At 28.3% G+C, this 22,173-nt stretch carries 20 protein-coding genes; all 20 read right to left on the bottom strand.

Going from position 1 to position 22,173, the window contains the following annotated elements; translation table 11 throughout:
* Window positions 1-125 precede the first annotated feature (125 nt).
* On the bottom strand, window positions 126-461 hold the full coding sequence (locus ACI48P_RS14030) for a hypothetical protein (protein ID WP_475216728.1): 336 nt from the start codon (window positions 459-461) through the stop codon (window positions 126-128).
* 139 nt (window positions 462-600) lie between these two features.
* Window positions 601-1,047, bottom strand: coding sequence for a hypothetical protein (locus ACI48P_RS14025; RefSeq protein ID WP_475216726.1), 447 nt, complete (start codon window positions 1,045-1,047; stop codon window positions 601-603).
* Window positions 1,048-1,812, bottom strand: coding sequence for a pilus assembly protein PilM (locus ACI48P_RS14020; RefSeq protein WP_475216725.1), 765 nt, complete (start codon window positions 1,810-1,812; stop codon window positions 1,048-1,050).
* Between the two features lie 180 nt (window positions 1,813-1,992).
* Window positions 1,993-2,373, bottom strand: a complete 381-nt coding sequence (locus tag ACI48P_RS14015) for a type II secretion system protein (RefSeq protein ID WP_475216723.1) — start codon at window positions 2,371-2,373, stop codon at window positions 1,993-1,995.
* A 12-nt stretch (window positions 2,374-2,385) separates the two neighbouring features.
* A complete protein-coding gene (locus ACI48P_RS14010; RefSeq protein WP_475216721.1) occupies window positions 2,386-3,570 on the bottom strand; it encodes a type II secretion system F family protein in 1,185 nt (394 codons plus the stop codon).
* Window positions 3,571-3,582: 12 nt separating this feature from the next.
* Window positions 3,583-4,929: a GspE/PulE family protein gene (locus tag ACI48P_RS14005; RefSeq protein WP_475216720.1), complete on the bottom strand. Its 1,347-nt coding sequence runs from the start codon at window positions 4,927-4,929 to the stop codon at window positions 3,583-3,585.
* 28 nt (window positions 4,930-4,957) lie between these two features.
* Window positions 4,958-5,635, bottom strand: a complete 678-nt coding sequence (locus ACI48P_RS14000) for a DUF881 domain-containing protein (protein WP_475216718.1) — start codon at window positions 5,633-5,635, stop codon at window positions 4,958-4,960.
* 188 nt (window positions 5,636-5,823) lie between these two features.
* Complete coding sequence (locus ACI48P_RS13995) at window positions 5,824-6,900, bottom strand: PRK06851 family protein (RefSeq protein ID WP_475216717.1); 1,077 nt, start codon at window positions 6,898-6,900, stop codon at window positions 5,824-5,826.
* 618 nt (window positions 6,901-7,518) lie between these two features.
* Window positions 7,519-8,130, bottom strand: coding sequence for a ribosome biogenesis GTP-binding protein YihA/YsxC (gene yihA / locus ACI48P_RS13990; RefSeq protein WP_475216715.1), 612 nt, complete (start codon window positions 8,128-8,130; stop codon window positions 7,519-7,521).
* Complete coding sequence (gene lon, locus ACI48P_RS13985; RefSeq protein WP_475216713.1) at window positions 8,130-10,484, bottom strand: endopeptidase La; 2,355 nt, start codon at window positions 10,482-10,484, stop codon at window positions 8,130-8,132. Before lon ends, yihA begins: the two co-directional genes overlap by 1 nt.
* A gap of 427 nt (window positions 10,485-10,911) precedes the next feature.
* Complete coding sequence (gene clpX / locus ACI48P_RS13980; protein WP_475216709.1) at window positions 10,912-12,159, bottom strand: ATP-dependent Clp protease ATP-binding subunit ClpX; 1,248 nt, start codon at window positions 12,157-12,159, stop codon at window positions 10,912-10,914.
* Between the two features lie 19 nt (window positions 12,160-12,178).
* Window positions 12,179-12,763 (bottom strand): ATP-dependent Clp endopeptidase proteolytic subunit ClpP, encoded by a 585-nt coding sequence (clpP, locus tag ACI48P_RS13975; protein WP_475216706.1) that lies wholly within the window; start codon window positions 12,761-12,763, stop codon window positions 12,179-12,181.
* A 72-nt stretch (window positions 12,764-12,835) separates the two neighbouring features.
* Window positions 12,836-14,122 (bottom strand): trigger factor, encoded by a 1,287-nt coding sequence (tig, locus tag ACI48P_RS13970; protein ID WP_475216704.1) that lies wholly within the window; start codon window positions 14,120-14,122, stop codon window positions 12,836-12,838.
* A 146-nt stretch (window positions 14,123-14,268) separates the two neighbouring features.
* Window positions 14,269-14,802, bottom strand: coding sequence for a DUF2179 domain-containing protein (locus ACI48P_RS13965; RefSeq protein WP_475216702.1), 534 nt, complete (start codon window positions 14,800-14,802; stop codon window positions 14,269-14,271).
* 20 nt (window positions 14,803-14,822) lie between these two features.
* Window positions 14,823-15,293 (bottom strand): YfcE family phosphodiesterase, encoded by a 471-nt coding sequence (locus ACI48P_RS13960; RefSeq protein ID WP_475216700.1) that lies wholly within the window; start codon window positions 15,291-15,293, stop codon window positions 14,823-14,825.
* On the bottom strand, window positions 15,293-16,642 hold the full coding sequence (gene rph, locus ACI48P_RS13955) for a ribonuclease PH (protein WP_475216695.1): 1,350 nt from the start codon (window positions 16,640-16,642) through the stop codon (window positions 15,293-15,295). The genes ACI48P_RS13960 and rph overlap by 1 nt, the downstream gene beginning before the upstream one ends.
* Window positions 16,643-16,840: 198 nt before the next feature.
* Complete coding sequence (ligA, locus tag ACI48P_RS13950) at window positions 16,841-18,862, bottom strand: NAD-dependent DNA ligase LigA (protein ID WP_475216692.1); 2,022 nt, start codon at window positions 18,860-18,862, stop codon at window positions 16,841-16,843.
* A 174-nt stretch (window positions 18,863-19,036) separates the two neighbouring features.
* On the bottom strand, window positions 19,037-19,972 hold the full coding sequence (locus ACI48P_RS13945; RefSeq protein ID WP_475216690.1) for a phosphoglycerate dehydrogenase: 936 nt from the start codon (window positions 19,970-19,972) through the stop codon (window positions 19,037-19,039).
* Between the two features lie 253 nt (window positions 19,973-20,225).
* Window positions 20,226-20,648 (bottom strand): DUF3783 domain-containing protein, encoded by a 423-nt coding sequence (locus ACI48P_RS13940; protein ID WP_475216688.1) that lies wholly within the window; start codon window positions 20,646-20,648, stop codon window positions 20,226-20,228.
* A gap of 156 nt (window positions 20,649-20,804) precedes the next feature.
* The gene (gene rlmD / locus ACI48P_RS13935; RefSeq protein ID WP_475216686.1) at window positions 20,805-22,163 is read right to left on the bottom strand and encodes a 23S rRNA (uracil(1939)-C(5))-methyltransferase RlmD; all 1,359 of its coding nucleotides are present in this window, start codon (window positions 22,161-22,163) and stop codon (window positions 20,805-20,807) included.
* Window positions 22,164-22,173 lie beyond the last annotated feature (10 nt).

The raw sequence follows: 22,173 nt of genomic DNA, 5'->3' as shown, positions 1-22,173 counted from the left end.
TTAAATATAAACTTCTATAAGTTTTCTCCACATTCCTTTGAATATTATCATTAAATCGTCCTACTCTTTTGGATAAAATATAATAAAAATCGATAATAATATGTAGGTTTATTTATTCTTTAAGTTTATCCGACGTTTATTTCTATGATACAATCTAGAATTTCTTCACTTTCTACTTCTGAATCATTAATATTTGAAATTTTATTAATTTCCATATATCTAATATCTTTCTCTAATTCTAATTTACTTATTATTTCTTGTATTTTAAATATATTATCTAAACTTCCTCTAATTTTTATTTCTATGTTAGTTAAATCATTATTATTTTCATCCCACACTATTTTTTTATCAATATAATCTATATTAACAAACTGCTTTAATTCTTTTTCAAGTATTAACACAATGTCTTCTTTTATTTTATTGGCGGAATTACCGATTATTTTATTTTCCATATTATTCATATTTATGATATTCTGTTTATTATTTTCTAACTCACTAATCTTGAGATTTATAGGGTTTATAATAAATAATTTAGATGTTAATAGAAAAAGAATTATTAAGAGTATTTTTATTAAACCTTTTTCTCTTTCATTTAGATTTCTATTTATCAATCAGTCTATAACTTATATTAAAAATATAAGCTTCTCCTTCTCTCTTTATTTTATTTACAGACATTTCATTTATGTACTCGTAGTTTTTAATGTTATTTAAAGTATTTAAGTCATAGCAACTTCCTTCTATTTCAATATTTGAATCATTAGCAATTAAAGACGTAATATTATCTCTACCAACTCCATCATATATAGCTTTAATTTTATTAATATCTATATGATTTTCTTCTTGGTAAGACATAACCTCTATGATTTTTGTATCTTTATGTTCATTTTCTGATATATAATCTTGTAAATTTTGAATTTCTTCAGTTCCATAGTATATGCAAATAGTTAAATAACAAATCCCTATTAACATCACTATTTGAAATAGTTTTCTACTCTTCTTTTTCTCTTTCTTTTCTTCTAAAAAATTTATAATTTTATATTTTTTCACTTAAATAACCATTCCTATACAGTTTATGTGTTCAGTATTTTCACATTTATTATAAGTTTTTTCTTTTAAAATACTTATCTCTTTATTTATCTCTAATATATGTAAATTGTAATTTTCTCTAAATTGATTGATTATATTACTATCTTCAATTCCATAATAATATATTTGATGATACTCTTCTTTAAGCTTTTCTATGGTTTGATATGACTGATGTGTTTTTAGAAGTATATATGTTTCTAGTATTGATTTATTTTTTACTTTATTTAATATAAATTCATCATCTTTATTTTCTATGAATATGCTACTATCTTTATATTCATTTACTAAGCCTAAGCTTATAATTTTCTGCAAAATATCAAAGTTTAAACATAACTCTTTAGGTTTCATGTTCAACATACAAGCTATTTCTTTACAAATATCTACCATATAATTAGGCATTAATATTGCTTGTACTTCTAGCTCCTCTACGGTCGTATTCAATACTTTATATTTAAGTACATAATCTTTTATATCTATAGGTATATATTGTGTAATCTCAAATCCTATCATCGCTTCAATGTCTTTTTTATTACTTACATTGAGTACTTTAATATTTCTTATTATGATATTATTAGTCTGCATGTTAAAGCTTATTACTTTATATTTTTTATACTCTTCTTTAATCTCATCTTTAAGCATTTTGACTACATCATTTACATAGTTATTAATACTATTTTTACCTTCTTTACTGTTAACTCTTATATAATCTTTGTATATATTGTCCATGTTTATTTCTTTTTTAGTGCATTTATCTATAAGTATCCTTCTCTTATTTTTTCTTAATAGTGTTAACCTAATATATTTATCACTTATTTCAAGATTTGCTATTCTTTTAATATTCTCACTTCCAAATATTTATTTATAACCCCTTATAAATTAAATATATTTCTTTAGTATATTAACTAGTTATTGAGTATTATTTTCTAACTTAGGATAAAATTGCTTACCTCCTGCAGATACTGTTACATTTTCACTATTTGCTACTAATATAAAACTTCCTGTTTCACTTTGAGGTTTAGGCTCATTTGTAAGGTAACCCCAACTAACCAAATCACTAATAGTTATAGTTTGACTAGATGAACTACTATTGTCATTCATTGCGATACTTGCTGCAGTAGCAATACTAGTTGCTGCTACATAGTCTGCATTTAACTTTGCTGTTTGTTGCGCTTTTGCATATTTACCTATTGCAAGACTTGATAATATACCAAGAATAGCCACAACCATAACCATCTCTACCAAGGTGAATCCCCTTCTATTATCTTTACTAATTTTCTTAATTCTCACTAGTATCCTCCTCTATATGGCATTAACCATGTCAAACATAGGTGTGACAATGGATATTAACATAGTTCCTACTATAATTCCTAAAATCAATATTATGGCAGGCTGAATATAACTCATAAACTGTTGAGTCTTCTTATCTAATTCATTTTCATAATATTTATTTATTGTACTCAAGCTTTTATCTAACTTTCCGCTTTCTTCACCTATTTTTATCATTGATATAAACATATTCGGGAAAATATTTGATAGGCTCAAAGATTCTCCGATTGAATTACCTCTCTTAATATATTCAATTCCTATTTCAAGCCTTTCATTTGCAAATTCATTATCTATTACTTTTGAAGATATTTGTAAAGCGTCTACTATTTGAACACCACTATTTATTAATATATATAAAGCCCTTGAATATCTAGCCGCTATTACTATCTTTGTTATTTCACTTATATATGGAATTTGAAATATTATTGTATTTATTTTATTCTTTAACTTTTTACTATTCTTAACAAAATAAAAAACATACAGCGTTAAGAATAATATACCCAAGACAAAATAAATAAAATTATTCCTAATAAAAATAGATATATCTATCATGATTCTTGTCAACAACGGAGGATTTATACCATTATTTTCAAAAATCATTTGAAAGTTTGGTATTAGAAAAATAATTGTAAATAAGCCAACAAATATAGATGTTATTATTAATATTATTGGATATATCAAAATGTTATATATTTTAGATTTTAATGCAGATTCTTTTTCATAGTAATTTGCTAGGTTGTCTAAGACTATATCTAAATTACCACTTACTTCACCTGCACTTATCATATTTACAAAAAAATTAGAAAATAAATTTGTACTAAGAAATGACTGTGTTATTGAGTTTCCAAGTTGAATATGATTTTGTATTTTACTGATAATGTTACTTATTTTTTCATTTGACTCATGAGTTAATATACTAAGCAATTTTGTTATTTCACATCCTGACTCAAGTAATATGCTCATCTGTTTACATATAATTTTTGATTCATTATATTTTACTTTATCTTTCTTTCTATCTTTTGTAGTGTTTTTTATTTCTACTATACTTAAATTATTGCTTACAATATATTCATTTAAACTCTCTTCTGAATCTAAATTTATTTTAATTCTTTTTTTCTTCTTATTTTCATCATAAACTACACATTTGTATATACTCATAATGTACACCTCTTATATTAAATCATTTATCATCATGCATTCTTCTAGTGTAGTTATTTTATTTTCTACTGCCTTTTTATAGCTATCTTCAAAGGTTATCATTCCATATTTTACTGCTATTTCTTTAATAAGTTTAGCTTCTCCCATATTTTGAATACAACTTTTTATCTCATCATTTACTTCTAATATCTCATATACTGCTGTTCTCCCTACATATCCATTTCCATTGCAAGTTTTACATCCTACTGGCATTTTTGTCATAACTTCACATTCCAAGCTATCTTTTATTACCACATCATGACTACAGTTATTGCATACTTTTCTAACTAATCTTTGGGATATTACCCCTAATAATGAGGAGTTTATAAGGTATGATGGTATTTGCATTTCTAATAATCTAGATATTGATGATACTGAATCATTGGTGTGCATAGTACTTATAACTAAATGCCCTGTTATTGCCGCTCTTATGGCTATTTTAGCTGTTTCTACATCTCTTATTTCTCCAACCATTATAACATCTGGGTCCTGTCTTAATATTGAGCGTAACCCTTCTTCAAAGGTTAGCCCTATTTTGCTATTTACTTGGATTTGATTTATACCTTCCATCTTGTATTCAACAGGATCTTCAATGGACATAATATTTGTACTGATATTCTTTAAATCATTTAGTATTGAGTAAACAGTAGTTGTTTTTCCGCTTCCTGTTGGACCTGTTACTAGCAAAATGCCTGCTCTTTTGTTTATTATTCTTTTTATAATCTTTATAGCATCTTCAGAAAATCCTAGTTCTTCTTTGCTTATTAAAAATGAATCTCTATTTAGTATTCTAAGTACGATTTTCTCTCCATACATTGTTGGTATAGAAGATACTCTAATATCTATAAGATTATTGTTTATTTTAATATCAACTCGTCCATCTTGTGGTAGCCTCTTTTCTGTAATATCCATCGATGCTCTTAATTTAATTACTGTTGATATAGAAGGATATATATCCATCAAATAACGTGATACTTCTTTTAGTTCACCATCTACTCTCATTCTAACTATTAAATAATCTTTAAATGGCTCTATGTGAATATCACTAGCTTTTTGATTTATAGCTTTGTCTAGTAATTCTAAAAATAAATTTTTTGCATAATCTTCATCTATTTTAAGACTGCCTTTATAATTCACTTCTATCTTTTTCTTTATTAAATCTGAATTTTGCTTTCTTAAAACTATATTCATTCCTGTCGCTAGCTTCAAATCTTGCAAAGCATAGATATTTTCATCTTCTATTTCCACCACTAATTCACCGTTCTTTACTTCTGATGGAAATACATTATATTTTTTAGCTAGTTTTTCTGGAATAAGCATAGTTAGAGAATTATCCTCTAATATAATATTATTCACCTTCTATGTACTTTAATTTATTAGGAATAGTTATTTTTTTCAGCTCTATATTATTTGCTACTTTTGCTTCTATTTTTAGTGGATAGTTATTTTCTATACCTTCTAAATACTTTTCTAAGTCACTTATGTATTCTTTAGGTATTTTATCTCCTATACACTTAATTTCATAGGGGGGTGCTATGGGCGTAGAATTAATATTTATATGACTTCCAGCTAGTGTAACTTCTGAGTATTGATTGACTCTTTGCTCATTTATTGCAATATATTCTCCTCCATGTAATTTTAAGTCATTTACCATCTTAATAAGTAATTTATTGTAGTCTACGAAGTTTGCTATATTACCTATATCTTCACTTGATGCATCTATTTTTATTATCACTCCACTACCTTTAATATCTGTATAAGATAATTTTTCCTTAATATCATTTACTGCTTCAATATCTTTCATCTCTTCATTTTCTTCTTTTAATTTTTCGTACTCCTCCTCTAGCTTCTCTCTTTCTTTTTTTAAACTTTTTATACTTTTATTACTAGCCCTAATTTCTTTTTTAGTTAAAGAATCTTTGCTTATGTAGTTTTCTTTCTCTTTACTATGTTCTCTTAATATTGAACCTAAAAATATTCCTAAAATAGCACTTGCTAATATTATCAACATATAATTTCTTTTCATACAGTATTGCTCCCTATAAATTATTTTTTAATGATTATTATATATATTTTAACCTAAATATATATAATAATCATTACTCTACACTTTACATATTTTAAAGATATTTCTTCAATATTAATAGGATACGCCTGTGAATAACAAAATCCTTCAAAGACGTATCCTAATTATTTTAATTAATTATTTGTATTTTATTTATTTTTATATGCTAATATTCTCTCTATTAATTCATCTTTTAATTTATTTATTTCATCAAATTTCATATTAGGAACATAATATGCTTCAATTACATCATGTTTAGCTTTTGCTCTCTTTAAATTTAATATTGCATAATTTATTAACTCATCAAGTAATTTTTTATCAAATTCTACTTCTTCTTTATATGGTGCTAATTTTACCTCATCTACAAATTCATTTAAGTCTATAATTTCTTCATCTTTAAATATGCTACTAGTTGTTATGGCAACCCCTAAATCATTTATTAAAATAGTTTCTATTTTTTCTGGCATTAATGGATAATGATACGCTTCTACCTTCATGCCTTTTTCTACTGCTTTTTCACAAACCTTTGTAAGAAGAGTAGTTTTTCCAGTCCCTATCTCCCCATTTAAGTAATAGATTTTATTAACATTAATTAGCATACTATCTGCGTAATCAACATGACCAATTGGCGTAATTGCTGTACCAAACAAGTGTCTTACAGGTTTATACACATCTGAGTTACTAATATCTTTAAATAAATCTTCTATTAGGTTTGATGTTAATAAATTTACTTTTCCAAAATCCATAGCGTCAACATATTTTTCTTCTATATCACGATATATAGGTGCTGCTGAACTCAAAAACTTGTAAGCTCTCTTAAAACTATTTCCAATATCTTTATTACATTCTACAACTGCATCTCTATTTTGTTCTATACCCTCTAGATTCCAGTATTCACCTAGATTTACAATTTCATCGATTGCCCCTGGATTTTTAGGGTCAACGATATGAGGAGCCGTTCCATCTAAAAATACTACTCCAAGTTCTGTTATTACAATTCCATCTAAAGAACTTGGATCTGATGTACAGTAAAATAACTCTACATCATAACCATTATCAACAAATTCCTTAGCGATTTTTTTCATCATAGATGATTTTCCTACTCCTGGACCACCCTTTAAACAAAATATTCTATTTACATTTTCAGGAACTATATAATCAAATAAAGGATAAGATCCTATAGATGTGTTTCCTCCCGGAAATAATTTTCTAACTCTACCTTCCATATAAACTCCCCCTTATTAGTAATATCTACTTAATAAGATATTACTTTCTCTTTATATTTGTTACTAAGTAAGTAGTCCTTATTTTAGACATAAAGATTATTTCACAAATTAATTTAGCTAATAGCACAATCATCATTTGTAATTAGGGGAATTCATGAAAAACAGAACATATTAGCCATGCTAATAATCCCAATCTTTGTCCAAGTTTGTAATTTTGTATATTGATTGTGCGTTAAAGAATACTAACACTCCTATTGATATCAAACTACTATTTATAATGTCACACTAAAACCGATTATATTTCTTAGTTTCTGTTGATTACTTTCACTCATGTTGACCTCCTCATAATGTCATTTCCCTTGTTATTTTTACATATTTTACAATATTAGAATATTCCTCTTAATCATTTCAATAGAACTTTTTAAAGCTTTTCAAAAATTTAAACATTACAAAGCATTATCTATTCTTTATTTATGAATTTAATTTAATTACATTAATGAACTTTATTAATTCATAAATATTATTTAAAAAGCTAAGTATATACGTAAAAACGTAAAAAAGCTGGAGTTAGATATATATCTAATTCCAGCTTTAATCTCGTACTATATACAAATATAATTATTCTACAGTTATTTCATAACCACTTTCATTATATTGTCTTACTATTTCAGCCCATATTTCTTCTACTCCTGTTTTCTTTAGTGAAGAAATTGGTAGTATTTTTTCATCTTTTTCTAGTTGTAACTTCTTTCTTATTATGCTCATGTGCTTTTGATATTGTCCTCTAGATATTTTATCTGCTTTAGTAGCTATTACTACACATTTATATCCAAAGTGTTTTATCCATTGATACATCATAAGGTCATCATTAGTAGGCTCATGTCTTATATCTACAAGTAAGAATATAGCACATAGCTCATTTCTATCTTCTAGATATCTTTCCATTATTACTCCCCACTTATCCTTTTCCGATTTAGCTATTTTAGCATAACCATAACCAGGAAGATCCACAAAGTAGAATTCTTTATTTATTAAATAGAAGTTTATTGTTCTAGTTTTACCAGGAGTTTGACTAGTCCTAGCAAAGTTTCTTCTGTTTAATAATGTGTTTACTGTAGATGACTTTCCTACATTTGATCTACCAACTAAAGCTATTTCTGGAATACCTTCATCTGGATACTGAGATTTATTTATAGCACTCATCACTATTTCTGAGCTTCTGATTTTCATTATTTTTCACCATTCCTTAATAATGCATGTTCTAGTACTTGGTCCATATGATCTACAAGTACAAATTCCATTTTTTCTTTTACATTTTCTGGTATTTCATCTAAATCTGGTGCACAATCTTTAGGTAACAATACCTTTGTTATTCCTGCTCTATGTGCAGCTAATAATTTTTCTTTTACTCCACCAACAGCTAAAACTCTACCTCTAAGTGTTATTTCTCCTGTCATAGCTATTTTACTTCTAACAGGTATGTTACTTAATGCAGAAAGTACTGCTAGTGCCATTGTAATACCAGCCGATGGACCATCTTTTGGTACCGCTCCCTCAGGTATATGGATGTGAATATCTTTGTTTTGATAAAACTCTGGATCTATATCGTATCTATCTGCTACAGATCTTATATAAGATATTGCTGTTCTAGCAGACTCTTTCATAACATCTCCAAGCTTACCTGTTAATACAATTTGTCCTTTACCTTTAAGTACATTTACCTCTACAGTAAGAGTTTCTCCTCCAACTGATGTCCATGCAAGACCTGTAACTAAACCTACTTCAGGATTAGCTCCAGCAAGGTCATATCTATATCTATCTTTTCCAAGATAATCTTCTAAGTCATTTTTTGTTATAACCATTTTTTCTATAGAAGAATCTTCTACGTATTTCTTAGCCACTTTTCTAGCTATTTTACCTAAAGTTCTTTCAAGGTTTCTTACACCAGCTTCTCTAGTATAATGGTTAATTATATCTCTTATTACTTCATCATCCATAGATATAAAATCAGATTTTAATCCATGTTCTTTTAATTGCTTAGGAAGTAAGTATTTCTTAGATATATTTAATTTTTCTTCTTCTATATATCCTGATACCTCTATTATTTCCATTCTATCTAATAATGGTCTCGGTATTGTACTTAGGCTATTTGCTGTTGTAACAAATAATATCTTAGATAAATCGAAAGGTATTTCTAAGTAGTGATCCACAAAGTCCTTGTTTTGTTCTGGATCTAATACCTCAAGCATTGCTGCAGAAGGATCTCCCTTATAATCTGCTGCCATCTTATCTATTTCATCTAATAAGAATACAGGATTCTTAGTTTGAGCTTCTTTAACTCCATTTATTATTCTACCTGGTATAGATCCTATATATGTTCTTCTATGACCTCTAATTTCTGCTTCATCTCTAACTCCACCTAAAGATATTCTTACAAATTTTCTTCCTAAGGCTTCTGCTATTGATTTCGCAATAGATGTTTTACCTACACCTGGAGGACCTACTAAACATATTATCGGACCTTTAAGAGATTTAGATAATTTTCTAATTGCTAAATATTCTAAAATTCTTTCCTTAACTTTTTCTAATCCATAATGCTCAGCATCTAATATTTCCTTAGCTTTATTAATATCTAGTTTGTCCCTAGTTTCTTTATTCCAAGGAAGAGAAAATACAGTATCTAAGTATCCTCTGCTTACAGATGCATCTGGAGCCATAGGTGATATTTTAGAGAACTTATCTATTTCTTTAGCTATCTTTTCTTTTGTTTCTTTAGGCGCCTTTATTTTATTAAGTTTTTCTCTATAAGCTTCTACTTCAGAGCTTATATCTTCCTCTTCACCTAACTCTTTTTGTATGGCTTTTAATTGCTCTCTTAAATAGTACTCTTTTTGTACTTTGTTCATTTGCTTTTTTACTCTTAAGCTTATTTTCTTTTCAATCTTAAGAATATCTATTTCTTCTAATAATATTTTGTATATTAACTCTAATCTTTTCTTAATATCAAATTCTTCAAGTATTTCTTGTTTTTGATTAGCTTTTAAATATACATTTGCTGCAATAGTGTCTATAAATCTATCAACATTATCTGTATCTGCTAGTGAAATAAGAATTTCAGGAGAAACTCTATTTCCTATGTTTATGTACTCTTCAAATGCATCAAATACATTTCTTACATATGCTTCTATTTCAACATCTTCTTCACTATTTTCTTCATCATAAACTATTTCTTCTATTTTAGCCTCAAAGTATCCTTCTTCTTGGTCTACCTCTATAATCTTACCTCTTGAAATACCTTCAACTAAAACACGCACAGTATCTCCAGGAAGCTTTATCATTTGTTTTACTTTACATATTGTTCCAACATGATAAAAATCTTCTTCTGTAGGTTCATCTACTTCTGCCTCTTTTTGAGATGTTAAGAATATCATTTCATCTCTTAACATAGCCTCATCCAAGGCTTTTATAGATATTTCTCTTCCTATATCAAAGTTTAATATCATATATGGGAATATCGCTAATCCTCTAAGTGGAATTAACGGTAATTCATGTTCTACTTTAGTATAATTTTGTTCCACTATCATCACTCCTTAAAGTGCTAGATTTCATTGCTTTATATATTATATATTTACATCGTGCATTTTTCAACATTATTGAGTATTATTAGTATATTTTAATCTTATTTTATTATGTTGTAATCTTCTAATATTAATACATTTTTGTAATTATTAATAATAAAAATAAATTAATACTCTTTTTTAACAAACTTAAAGTTGGTGCATCGATATAATTTGGCTACAAGAGTTATTTACAGATTATGAACCATCATAATTTCCTAATACGTAAAAAAGAAGTCATAAGACTTCTTGCATGTAATAACACCTTATAATATTAATTATTACCCTTTTAGTGATATCAATTAACATTTACTTTAATGCTTAAATATTAATATAAGCTAACTACTAAATTTAACTTAAAAAGGAGCTTATAAAGCTCCTTATATTATTTATATTAAGCACTTTCTGATTGATCTTTAAGTATCATAATAGGTTCCACATCTTCATTTACAGATGCTTCTGTTACTACTACTTTCTTTATATCATCTCTAGACGGCACTTCATACATACTGTTCATCATTACTGATTCAACTATACTTCTAAGACCTCTAGCTCCTGTATTTCTTTCTATGGCCTTTTTAGCAATGGCTCTAAGTGCATCATCTTCAAATTCTAAATCTACTTCATCTAGCTCAAGTAGCTTTTTATATTGCTTAACTAATGCATTTTTAGGCTCTTTTAATATACTCATAAGAGCATTCTCATCTAGTAATTCTAAAGTTGCAACTACAGGTATTCTACCTATAAATTCTGGTATTATACCAAACTTTAATAAATCTTCAGGAAGAACTCTTGCGTATATTTTTCCTAAGTCCATCTCTCTCTTACTTTCGATTTTAGCTCCAAATCCTATAGTTTTTTCTTCACCACGTTTTTGGATTATTTTTTCTATACCATCGAAAGCTCCACCTAATATAAATAATATATTAGTTGTATCTATCTTTAGGAATTCTTGATGAGGATGTTTTCTACCACCTTGTGGCGGAACATTAGCAACAGTTCCTTCTAATATCTTTAGTAATGCTTGCTGCACACCTTCGCCACTAACATCTCTAGTTATAGATGGATTTTCTGATTTTCTAGCTATTTTGTCTATTTCATCTATGTATATTATTCCTCTTTCAGCTTTTTCTATATCAAAATCAGCTGCTTGGATAAGCTTTAAAAGTATGTTCTCAACATCTTCTCCAACATATCCTGCCTCAGTTAATGATGTGGCATCAGCCATTGCAAAAGGAACATTTAATGTTTTAGCTAAAGTTTGAGCTAATAGTGTTTTACCTGAACCTGTTGGTCCTAGTAAAAGTATATTACTCTTTTGTATTTCTACTTCTTTTGTATTAGCTTTTTTACTGTAGATTCTCTTGTAGTGATTATATACGGCAACAGATAAAGCTTTTTTAGCTCTTTCTTGACCTATTACATAATCATTTAGGATTTCCATCATTTCCTTCGGCTTAGGTAAAGACGTAGTATCCTCTTCAATAGTATCTTCTATCTCTTCTTGTATTATTTCGTCACAAAGTTCTACACATTCATCACATATATAAACATTTGGACCTGCTATTAATCTTCTTACTTGTTCTTGATTCTTACCGCAGAATGAACATTTTAACTGTCTTTTATCTTCGTATTTTGACATATTAAGCACCTCTTCCTCTCTACGGTTTTTGTACAATCACTTCATCTATTAAACCATAGTTTTTAGCTTCTTCTGCACTCATGAAGTTATCACGTTCAGTATCCATTTGAATTTTTTCTAATGGCTGACCAGTTCTTTCAGATAATATTTGATTAAGAGTATCTTTCATTTTTAAGATTCTCTTTGCATGTATTTCTATATCTGTTGCTTGACCTCTAGTTCCTCCTAAAGGTTGATGTATCATTATTTCACTATTAGGTAGCGCATATCTCTTTCCTTTAGCTCCAGCATTAAGTAAAAATGCACCCATAGAAGCAGCCATCCCTATACATATAGTACTTACATCAGGCTTAATATATTGCATAGTATCATATATAGCCATACCAGCAGTTATACTACCTCCTGGTGAGTTTATATATAAGTGTATATCTTTATCTGGGTCATCAGCTTCTAAGAATAATAGCTGAGCTACTACTAGCCCTGCTGTGGCATCGTTTACTTCATCACCTAGAAATATTATTCTATCCTTTAATAATCTTGAGTAAATATCGTAAGATCTTTCTCCTCTTCCTGTTTGTTCAACTACTACAGGTACTAATGCCATGGACTATACCCCCTCTATATCTATAATTCTATATATAATTTACAGTAGCCTATAATAGGCTACTGTAAAAAATTAAGCTATTTTTGCGTTTTCAACAAGTAGGTCTATTGTTTTTCTTATTTTTACTTGACCTTTTATATCTTCTATATCATTTTCTCTTAAAGAAGATTTAATTTTATCAGCTTCCATGTTGTACATAGCTGCCATTTTTTCTAATTCAGCGTTGAATTCTTCTTCGCTAACTTCTATATTTTCAACTTTAGCTATAGCTTCTAATACTAAAGAAGACTTAACTAATTTCTCAGCATCTGCTCTTCTTTCAGCTCTTAATTCTTCTATGCTTCTTCCAGTCATTTCTAATAATTGTTGTAAGCTTAATCCTTGGTATTGTAATTGGTAGTTAAGCTCCATTAACATGTTGTCTATTTGACTTTCTACCATAGCTTCTGGTATTACAACTTCTGTATTTTCAGCAACTTTTTCTACTAAAGAGTTTCTCATTTCTCCCTTAGCTCTGTTTTCAGCTTCTTCTTCTAACTTAGCTTTAACGTCAGCTCTTAACTCAGCTAAAGTTTCGAATTCACTTGCATCTTTAGCAAATTCATCGTCTAATGCAGGTACTTCTTTAACCTTAACATCATTTACTTTAACTTTGAATACAACTGGCTTTCCAGCTAATTGTTCTGCATGGTATTCTTCTGGGAAAGATACGTTAACTTCTACTTCTTCTCCAGCTTTCTTTCCTACTAATTGTTCTTCAAATCCAGGTATGAAAGAGTTAGATCCTATAACTAGGTTGTGGTTTTCACCTTTTCCACCTTCGAAAGCAACTCCGTTATCAAATCCTTCGAAATCTATAACAGCAGTATCTCCGTTTTCTATAGCTCTATCTTCAACGCTTACTAATCTAGCGTTTCTTTCTACCATTTCGTTTAATCTTTCATCTACAGCATCTTCATTAACAGTATTATCTACTTTAGATATTTCTATACCTTTGTATGCTCCTAATTCAAACTCTGGCTTAACTTCTACGTTAACAACCATTACTAATCCGTTGTCTTTGCTTATTTCTTCTATGTCTAAGTCTGGTCTATCTATTGGATCTATATTTAACTCATCTATAGCCGCTGGATAAACTTCTGGGAATAATATTTCTATAGCATCGTTATAGAATACACCTTTTCCGTATTGAGTTTCTATTACCATTCTTGGAGCTTTACCTTTTCTGAATCCTGGTATATTGTACTTTCCTTTAGTTTTATTGTATGCTTTAGTTACAGCTGCTTCAAATTTATCATTTTCTACAGTTATTTTTAAAGTCACGTTATTGCCTTCTCTTTTAATTAATTCTGCCTTCATTGACTTAATTCCTCCTCTAGTATGTAATTACGTATTATATTTTAAATAATACATTTCATTATAGTTTAACTCTTTAATTATATCACATAAGTTTTTTTATTTACAAGTGTTCCCTTAGGTTCAACTACTACTTATGGCTTTATCTATTATTTTACTATTTCTCTTGCAGCATCTTTTCCAAAGTATCCACCTCTAACAGTTCTTATTTCTGAGACGGTTACAAATGCATTATCATCATATTGTAAAACTGTTTTTTCAAACTTGCCTAATTTTTTTCTATCAAGAGCAACTTGTAGTATATACTTTATTCCTTCTCTACCTCTACCCTCTATTACAGTTACACCAAATCCGTTGTCTCTCAAGTAGTTTGAAAATGCATCTACATCTCTACTAGTAAATATTTGTGCTGTTATTAATCCTATTGCAAGTTTTGATTCTAAGGTTATTCCCATAACGTTACCTGTCGCAAATCCAAGGGCATATGCAGCCACTTTAAGAGGGTTACTCATATCACTTAATACTTTTTCCATTGCAAACAAATATATAATTATTTCAAATATACCTACTACAAATGCAAGCTTTTTCTTTCCTTTTACTACAAATATCGTTCTAATTGTCGCCAAAGTTACATCTGCACATTTAGCTAAAAATATAAACAGATACCCTAATAAAATCTCCATAATATACCCCCACATATATTTTAGATTTTTATTTCATCTACACTTACTTCATTATTTTCTATATTCATAATAATAAAACTTCTATATGTAACTTGCCTAGGTAGTGATGTGCTCCCTGGATTTATATATAGTATTTTATCTTTTTCTATTTTTAATGGAATATGAGTATGGCCAAATATAACTATATCTGCACCATATTCTTTAGCCTTATCCTCTATCATATCTATTCCATATTTAACTCCATATTTGTCACCATGACATAGAAATATAGTTTTATCTTCTACTTCAAAAACTAGCTCTTCTTCTACATTATCAAAATCACAATTTCCTTTAACTGCCATAATCCCTACATTAGTCATATTGTGAATATATTTAGAATCTGAAAAATTATCTCCTGCATGAATGATTAAATCACATTCTTTAAGGTATGGAATAGTTTTATCCATATACCTTTTCATCATATGTGTATCACTTAATACCCCTATTTTCATTATCTTGATACTCTTTTCATAAATTCAGTTTTCATTAATTTTAAAGAGTTAGCTCTATGGCTTATTGTATTCTTTATTGTTGCTGGTATTTCTCCAAAAGTCTTATTGTATTTATCAACTATGAATAAGCTATCATATCCAAATCCATTTTTACCCTTTTCTTCAAATGCTATAGCACCTTCACATGTACCTCTTACTACAAATTCTTTACCATCAGGGAACACTACAGCTATTGCAGATACGAATCTTGCACTTCTTTGGCTCATAGGTACATTTTTCATCATTTTAAGTAGTTTTTCTCTGTTTTCTTCATCTGTAGCATTTTCTCCTGCAAATCTAGCAGAATATACACCTGGCTTTTTATTTATTGCATCTACTTCTAGTCCAGAATCATCAGATATAGCTATCATATTAGTTTTTTGTGCAATTACTCTTGCCTTTATAAGTGCATTTTCTTCAAATGTAGCACCATCTTCAACAATTTCTATTCCTGCTAAATCAACATCTTTTAATGAGTGTATATTATAATCAAAGTCTTCTAATATAGCTCCTATTTCTTCTAATTTATGAGCATTATTAGTTGCTATAACTACTTCATCTCCATAATCTACACCTAATATTTCATCTGCTATTTCACCTAGTGCTTTTCTTTGTGCCTTTATTAACTCTCTATTTCCTAATTCTCCTAGAGCTAATAACTCATTTAAGTCATTTCTTGAGAATGGTCTTTCTTCTCCAGTACCTTGAACTTCAACAAATTCTCCATTGTCAGTCATTATTACGTTCATGTCAACTTGAGCATTTGAATCTTCTTCATAACATAAATCAAGCATATGAGTTTGGTTTACTATACCTACGCTTATAGCAGAAACGAAGTTTCTAATAGGCATCTCTTTTATTGCTTTTGACTTATATAATTTATGTATAGCATCAACTACTGCTACAAATGCACCAGTTATAGATGCTGTTCTTGTTCCACCATCTGCTTGTATAACGTCACAGTCTACCCAAATAGTTCTTTCACCTATTTTTTCTAAATCTACAACAGATCTTATCGCTCTACCAATTAATCTTTGTATCTCTTGAGTTCTACCGTCTACTTTCCCTCTAGATGACTCTCTTATCTTTCTTTGATGAGTTGATCTAGGAAGCATAGAGTATTCTGCATTTATCCATCCTGTTCCGCTGTTTCTTAAAAATGGAGGTACTTTATCTTCTATAGATGCAGTACATATTACTTTTGTTTCTCCCATTTCTATTAATACGGAACCCTCTGCATATCTTGTGTAGTTTCTAGTAATTTCTATGTCTCTTATTTGATTGTTTTTTCTATTATCAATTCTTGCCATTCTAACATATCTCCTATATTTTTTATCCAAGTTTATTTATATAAAAATCATTATATCTTTACATCATTCTTACGTTTATTATTTACTCACTATTTGATAATTCTATCATTATTTAACATAATTATCCACAAATATATTAATACTATTTCCCACAAATATATTCATTTTTTTTCATATATTATAGTTATTTAGTGAGCTTTAAACTAATTTATTTTCAACTTCTTCTTTAGAAGATAATTTAGATATTTCTAGGAAAGTATCTTCATCTATTACTTTTATTCCAAGATCATTAGCTTTTGTAAGTTTTGATCCTGCTTCTTCTCCTGCTAATACAAATGTCGTAGATTTAGAAACGCTTGATGTAGCCTTTCCACCTCTTGATTCAATGATTTCTTTAGCATCATTTCTTTTTAATGTTGGTAAAGTTCCAGTTAATACTATCTTCATTCCTTCAAATATCTTCACTATACTTTCATCATTATTAACTATAGCTTTTGTACTAACACCTGCACTCTTTAATTTCTCTATGACTTTTAGATTTTTATCTTCTTTGAAGAATTGAATAACACTGTTTGCCATTGTATCCCCAAACTCTTCTAAGTTTATTAAATCCTCTATTTTCGCGTTAATTATCTCATCTAAATCTTTAAAGCTACTTGCAAGTATTTTTGCACCTTTTACTCCTACATACTTAATGCCTAATCCATTTACAAGTCTCCATAAATCATTTCCTTTAGAGTTTTCTATTGAGTTTATAAGATTATTTGCTGATTTTTCTCCCATTCTCTCAAGGTTAACTACATCTTCTTTCTTTAAATAATATAAATCAGCAACATCTTCTATTAGCTTCTCATTTAATAATAAAGAAATTATTGATTCACCTAACCCATCTATGTTCATTGCATCTCTAGAAACAAAATGTATTATTCCTCTTCTTATTTGAGCAGGACAAGACATGTTTATACATTTTACAGCTGCTTCACCTTCTAATCTTACTGTAGGCTCAGAACAAACTGGACATTTATCCGGTAAATTAAATTCTATTTCTTCACCATTTCTTTCTTCCTTTACTACCTCTAATACTTGAGGAATAATATCTCCAGCTTTTTGTACTAATACGGTATCATTTATCTTTATATCTTTTTCTTTTATGTAATCTTGATTATGCAGTGTGGCTCTACTAACTGTTGTTCCTGCAAGCCTTACAGGTTCTAGTACAGCAGTAGGTGTTATTGTTCCTGTTCTCCCAACCTCTACTATAATATCTAATATTTTAGTTTTCTTTTTCTCAGCTGGGAATTTATAAGCTATTGCCCATCTAGGACTTTTAGCAGTATATCCCATCTCATCTCTTTGAGCTAAGTTATTTACTTTAATAACCATTCCATCAATTTCAAAATCTAAGCTATCTCTGTTTTCGGTCCAGTATTCTATATATTCTATTACTTCATCTATACTTTTGCATACCTTATAATTTGGACTAACTTCAAATCCTTGCTCTTTTAAGAATTCTAAAGATTCACTATGACTTTTAAACTCTCTATTGTCTATATGTTCAAGGTTAAACACAAATATATCTAAAGGTCTTTTAGCTGTTAACTTAGGGTCTAATTGTCTTAACGAACCTGCAGCAAGGTTTCTAGGATTAGCAAATAATTGCATACCAAGTTCTTCTTGTTGATCATTTACTTTTTTAAAGTTTTCTTTTGATATGTAAACTTCTCCTCTTACTACTATTTCATTATTGTCTTTTATCTTTAATGGAATACTCTTAACTGTCATTAAATTTTGAGAAATATCTTCTCCAACTACTCCATCACCTCTTGTAGCACCTTTTTCAAATTCACTATTATTGTAAGTTAGTCCTACTGACAGACCATCAATTTTAAATTCTACTACATACTCTACATTTTCTCTTACCATATCTTTGACTCTTTTGTCGAAGTCCTTTAAGTCTCCTGATGAGTATGCATTTGATAAGCTTAGCATAGGTATTTTATGTACTATTTGTTTAAATTTATCTAAAGGTTTACCACCTATTCTATTGCTTGGAGAATCTATTCTCTTAAGCTCTGGATTTTCAGTTTCTAATTTTATTAGTTCCTTCATTAGATTATCATATTCAAAATCTGATATTTCCGGTTGATCTTGATTATAATATTTTTCATTATGGTAGTTTATTATATCTATTAATTCATCAATTCGTTTTTTTATATCCATATATAATCACCTCTTATCTTAGTCTTTCTTAATTATTGCCAATTTATAACTTCATATTTTTAAGTATATCTTATTACTTAAACCTTGAAAATTATATTTTGAATTATATTGCAAATAAGCTGTCTAAATATAATCTATATTATACTTTTAGACAACTTATTGTAAAAATTTATATTAATATCCTTTTTCAATGTCAATTACATTATTAATTGGTTTATTTTGAATATAACTTTTTAAATTATTGTAGATTGTATTGAAAGTTCTTTCAAAATTTTTATCAGATACAAAAGCATTATGAGGAGTTATTATAACATTTTCCATATCCCACAATTTACTTTCTTTACTTAAAGGCTCCTCTTGAAAAACATCTAATGCTATTCCTCTAAATTTATCTGCATAATTAATTAAGTCGTTTTCATTCACAATATTTCCTCTGCCTACATTTATGAAAACTGACCCTTCTTTCATAATCTGAAATTTGTCTTTATTAATCATGCCTATAGTATCCTTAGTTGAAGGAATAGTCACTATTACCACATCACAGTTTTTAAATATTTCATCCATATTTTCTGCGCTAAAACACTTATCAAAATAAGGCTTTATTGCTCCAGTAGTATTTACACCCCATAACTCCACATCAAATGCTTTTAATCTTTTTGCACCCTCTATTGCCAAATTTCCTGTACCTAAAAATCCAACTCTCTTTCCGCTTAACTCTGTTATTGAGAAATCTAGCTTCCACTTTTTTTCTACTTGTTGTTTATAAAATTTAAAGCTATTTTTATAAATTTCTAAGATATACATAACTATCCACTCACCGATTGGTATGCTATAACCACCTTTATTATTAGCTACTATAATGTTTCTTTTACATACCTCACCTTTAGGCACTTGATCTATACCTATACTAGTCGTCTGTATATATTTCAAATTCTTCATCTGTGATATATCTAGCCTATCAAAAGGGTTATATGTTACTAAAACATCTACACTATTTACGTCTTCACTATTTTTAACACTATTTTGATGATAATATATTAATTCATATCCTAAATCTCTTATTTTTTGAAATTTTTCTTCTCCATAGTTTATGGTACATAATACTTTCATAATGATTCCCCCAAGTGTTATTAATTTTTACTTTTTATTATATGAACTAAGATTACTTATAGTATTCTTTAAATACAAATTTAAAAAGTCCTCCAAATAATTTGAAGGACTTAATCTATTTTAAAATAAATGTATATAAAACTATGATGAATAACTATGAGGTGTAATACATTTATTTATATGTATTTTAACCATTATGTTATTCTTTATTATGTAATATTTATTTAAATATCCTATTTTGTTCTTCTATTGTTTATTTATGGTTAGAAATTTTTCCTTCACTAATAGCTTTTCTTTCATTAGCTAAATTTATTATTAAATCATTAAGGGTCCATTTTATAGTTTGCTCTGTAACCATCGCACTTAAAGGTCTATTTATTCTCATTTTCTTCAAGTTATCTAATAATCCATTTATCTTCTGAGAAGGTATTTTATTAAATATTATAGCTTTATTTTTAATAGTGCCTTCTTCATTGGAAGTAATTTCACCTTCTAGTATATTTTCAATTATATTATTTCCATTTTTATAATCTAATTCTATTATGTCCCTCAATCCTACTAGCTTACTTATATTTTTTATACTACTTAATTCTTTACCACTAAAGTTAACTAACATAATACAACTTCTGTTATGTATATTATTTAAATCAATATTTTTTATATTCTCAAATGACATATAATCTACTCCTCTTTTTTGTATTTATACCATTACTATTTATTCATCAATACTTTACCAAATCCCTTGTTATAAATATTATTTATCTAGTATTTACAAAATAAAAAGCACAATTATTTATTACCCATAATTGTGCTTTAAAATACATTTATTTAATTATTTTTTAACTATCTTAGCTACACACTCCACATGCATTGTATGAGGGAACATATCTACTGGTTGTATTTCAGTACATTTGTATCCTTTCTCATCTAAATATGCTAAATCTCTTGCTAATGTAGAAGGGTTACAAGAAACATATACCACTCTATCTGGTTCCATAGAAACAATAGTATCTAGTACTTTTTCATCGCATCCTTTTCTAGGTGGATCCACTACAACTACATTTGCAGTTTTTCCTTCTTTATACATCTTAGGTACTACTTCTTCAGCCTTACCTACATAAAATTCTGCATTATCAAGATTATTTATTTTTGCATTTATTTTGGCATCTTTAATAGCATCTTCAACTATTTCTATACCATATACCTTTTTAGCTTTCTGAGCTAAGAATAATGATATAGTACCTATACCACAGTATATATCAAAAACAGTATCATTTTCTTTTAATTCTGCATATTCTAACGCTTTATTGTATAATACTTCCGTTTGAACAGGGTTAACCTGGAAGAAAGATAAAGGTGATATTTCAAACACTAAATCTCCTATATAGTCATTGATTTTTCCGTCACCATATATAACTATATTTTCTCTACCAAGTATTACATTAGTTTTTTCTCTATTTACGTTCACTACTAATGTTTTAAATCCTGGTATGTTTTCTTCTAGTACTGATGCTAACTCATTTAGGTATGGTAGTTTTCTCCCATTTGCAACTAAAACAACCATCACTTCATTAGTAGTAAATCCTATTTTAGTTACTAAATGTCTTAATACTCCAGTATTAGTTTTTTCATCATATATACTAACCTTGTAAGCATTTATATACGTTTTTATTATTTTCATTATTTTGTCATTTATATCATGTTGTATAATACACTTATCAGTTGGTATTAGTTCATGACTCTTTTTTCTATAAAAACCTATTACCGGCGCTTCATTAACTTTTTGAATAGGGAATTGAGCCTTATTTCTGTATCTAGTAGGATCATCCATTCCTAATGTGTCATATATAGTTACATTTTCTAGCTTACCTATTCTTGAAATAACTTGTTTCACTTCATTTGTCTTTATATCAAGTTGTTTTTCATATTGCAACTCTTGTATTTGACATCCTCCACAATCTTTTAGGCTATCGCTACATATTCTTTCTACTCTAAAAGGTGACTTTTCTATTATTTCTACTATATCTCCAACTGCATAATTTTTCTTAGCTTTATTGATTTTGACTTTTACTTTGTCTTGTATTAATCCGCCCTCTACAAAAACTGTAAAGCCATCATGCTTACCTATTCCAACTCCGCCTTGACCTATATCAACGATATCAACGATGTACTCTTTATTCTTTAATAGCATAGGTTAATCC

It is taken from the genome of Romboutsia sp. LXY-2 (assembly GCF_056171995.1).
This window is presented reverse-complemented; position numbering and strand designations above follow the sequence as displayed.